This is a genomic window from bacterium (assembly GCA_037131655.1).
Classification (GTDB): Bacteria; Armatimonadota; Fimbriimonadia; order Fimbriimonadales; family JBAXQP01; genus JBAXQP01.
Genome location: JBAXQP010000365.1, coordinates 1 through 2,368, shown reverse-complemented (window position 1 = coordinate 2,368; position 2,368 = coordinate 1). Strand labels below are relative to the sequence as shown.

Sequence of the window (2,368 nt, the reverse complement as noted above, 5' to 3'; positions counted from 1 at the left end):
AAGGCCACCGCGGGTGATGTCGCGCATGCAGTGGATTTCGATACCGGCTTTTAGAAGCTCTTGCACGATGCCATTAAGCGGGGCTGCATCGCTTTCTATACTTGTCTCGAACTCCAACCCTTCGCGAACTGCCATAATCGCCATCCCATGCCGTCCGATATCACCGTTGACGAGGATCACATCTCCTAGGCGCACGTTCTTAGGGGCAATCGAAATTTCATGCTCAATAACCCCGATACCGGCGGTATTGATAAAGATACCGTCCCCTTTGCCTCTATCCACCACCTTGGTATCGCCAGTGACTATCTGAACCCCCGCCTCTTTCGCTGCTGCTTGAAGGTTCTGCACGATCTGCCACAACGTCTCCATCGGCAATCCTTCTTCCAAAATCATGCCCACACTAATATAAAGAGGCCGTGCTCCCGCCATTGAAAGATCGTTAACCGTCCCATATACCGCCAAAGACCCAATATTCCCCCCCGGAAAGAACAGAGGCCGAACCACATAAGAGTCAGTAGTAAATGCCAATCGCCCGGCTTCGACATTCAAAACAGCCGAATCATGCCGCTCGCCTAAGGCTTCACCACCAAATGAAGCCATAAACATCTGCTCGATTAAATTGTGCATCAACTTTCCCCCGCCTCCATGGGCGAGAAGTACGTTGGGATATTGGCTTATCGGTATGGGACAGACGGGGCCGTCAATTGAGTTAATGTTCATAGAGCAATTCCGTTGTTTGTTTCGTTACTTTTTCCTGTACCTGAAATACGCTGCGCAGGCGCCTTCGGAGGATACCATTGTTGCGCCGAGGGGGTGTTCAGGGGTGCACTGGGTACCGAAGGCGGGGCAATCCCTAGGGTTTTTTAGGCCTTGGAGTACCAGACCGCTGATGCATATGGTTGATTCTTCGACTGTGTATTCAGTTAAACCGAAGCGGCGGGAAGCGTCGAAATCTTGGTATTTCTCACTCAAGCCTAGACCGCTATGGGGGATTTCGCCGATACCGCGCCATTTACGAGGGATTATTTTGAACACTTCACTGACAAGCTGTTGGGCAGGCTCATTTCCTGTGCGGCGAACAGAACGGGTGTACTGATTTTCGACTTCGTAACGGCCTTCTTCAAGCTGCTTGACGCACATATAGATGCCTTGAAGGATATCTAACGGCTCAAAACCGGTCACCACAATGGGAACGTTGTACTTGACAGCGATAGGTTCGTATTCGGTGTAGCCCATGACCGTGCAAACGTGGCCCGCAGCAAGGAACGCTTGGACTTTTCGGTTAGGGGAAGACATAATCGCTTCAATCGCCGGCGGTACAAGCACGTGGGAGACTAGAATAGTAAAGTTCATTATCTCCTTTTTATGAGCTTGATAGACGGTCATTGCGGCGGCGGGCGCAGTGGTTTCGAATCCGACAGCGAAGAAGACGACTTGCTTATCCGGATTATCCTGTGCCAGCTTTAATGCATCGAGGGGCGAATAGACGATGCGCACATCGCCGCCCTCGGCTTTGACACTGAGTAGATCTTTACCGCTTCCAGGAACACGCAGCATATCGCCAAAAGAGGTGAAAATCACATCTGGCCGAGATGCCAATTCAATAGCCTTGTCGATTAATTCAATTGGAGTGACGCATACCGGACAGCCGGGGCCGTGGACCAGGGTGAGGGATTTGGGAAGAAGCTCGTCAATTCCGAACTTGACGATGGCGTGAGTTTGTCCGCCGCATACCTCCATAATAGTCCATGGCTTAGTGGTGATTTCGGCTAAGGCTTGTGCGTACTTATGTGCTGCTTCCGGGGCGCGGTATTCGTCAACAAATCTCATTTGGGCTGTTCACCCAATTCCTGAAATAATTCCAATTCATTGATTGTCTTGAATACTTCTTGCGCTTCCTCTTCATCGAGCGTGCTTAGTGCGAAACCGACGTGAACGATAACATAGTCGCCGATCTTTGCTTCGGGAACATAGGCGAGGCTGATCTCTTTGGCCACCCCGCCAAAGTCCACTTTGCCAGTGCGTTCAATTGGATTATCTCCGCTGATGCTTAATATCTTTCCAGGAACTGCTAAGCACATAATGCTTACTCCTTATCAGGCGTTCGAAGCGCTGCCATAATCTGTCCAAGAGCAATCCCGTTGTCATTTGGCGGGACGAGCCGGTGCCAATAGGGGGTAAAACCTTCTTCTCGAAGGCGCGCAATCGCTCTTTCGGTGAGGTATTTGTTTTGGAAGCACCCGCCGCTGAGGGCCACTTGCTTCTCATTAACAGACTTGGCGACAGCGATGATAGTTTCCACAAGAGTATTATGGAACTTAATTGCGATGTCTGACACGTTTGCGCCGTTCAACATATCCACCAAAAT

At 50.5% G+C, this 2,368-nt stretch carries 4 protein-coding genes; all 4 read right to left on the bottom strand.

Features of this window, described 5'->3' with window-relative positions:
• Window positions 1-720, bottom strand: a 720-nt coding sequence (gene hypE, locus WCO51_12505) for a hydrogenase expression/formation protein HypE (GenBank protein ID MEI6514075.1), incomplete at its 3' end; no start/stop codon positions are given.
• Between the two features lie 24 nt (window positions 721-744).
• The gene (gene hypD / locus WCO51_12500; protein MEI6514074.1) at window positions 745-1,830 is read right to left on the bottom strand and encodes a hydrogenase formation protein HypD; all 1,086 of its coding nucleotides are present in this window, start codon (window positions 1,828-1,830) and stop codon (window positions 745-747) included.
• The gene (locus WCO51_12495) at window positions 1,827-2,081 is read right to left on the bottom strand and encodes a HypC/HybG/HupF family hydrogenase formation chaperone (protein MEI6514073.1); all 255 of its coding nucleotides are present in this window, start codon (window positions 2,079-2,081) and stop codon (window positions 1,827-1,829) included. The genes hypD and WCO51_12495 overlap by 4 nt, the downstream gene beginning before the upstream one ends.
• A 5-nt stretch (window positions 2,082-2,086) precedes the next feature.
• Window positions 2,087-2,368, bottom strand: a 282-nt coding sequence (locus WCO51_12490; GenBank protein MEI6514072.1) for a carbamoyltransferase HypF, incomplete at its 5' end; no start/stop codon positions are given.

Coding starts and splice junctions, on each gene's coding strand:
- hypD (MEI6514074.1), bottom strand. CDS start 1,830: ATGAGATTTGTTGACGAATACCGCGCCCCGGAAGCAGCACATAAGTAC.
- WCO51_12495 (MEI6514073.1), bottom strand. CDS start 2,081: ATGTGCTTAGCAGTTCCTGGAAAGATATTAAGCATCAGCGGAGATAAT.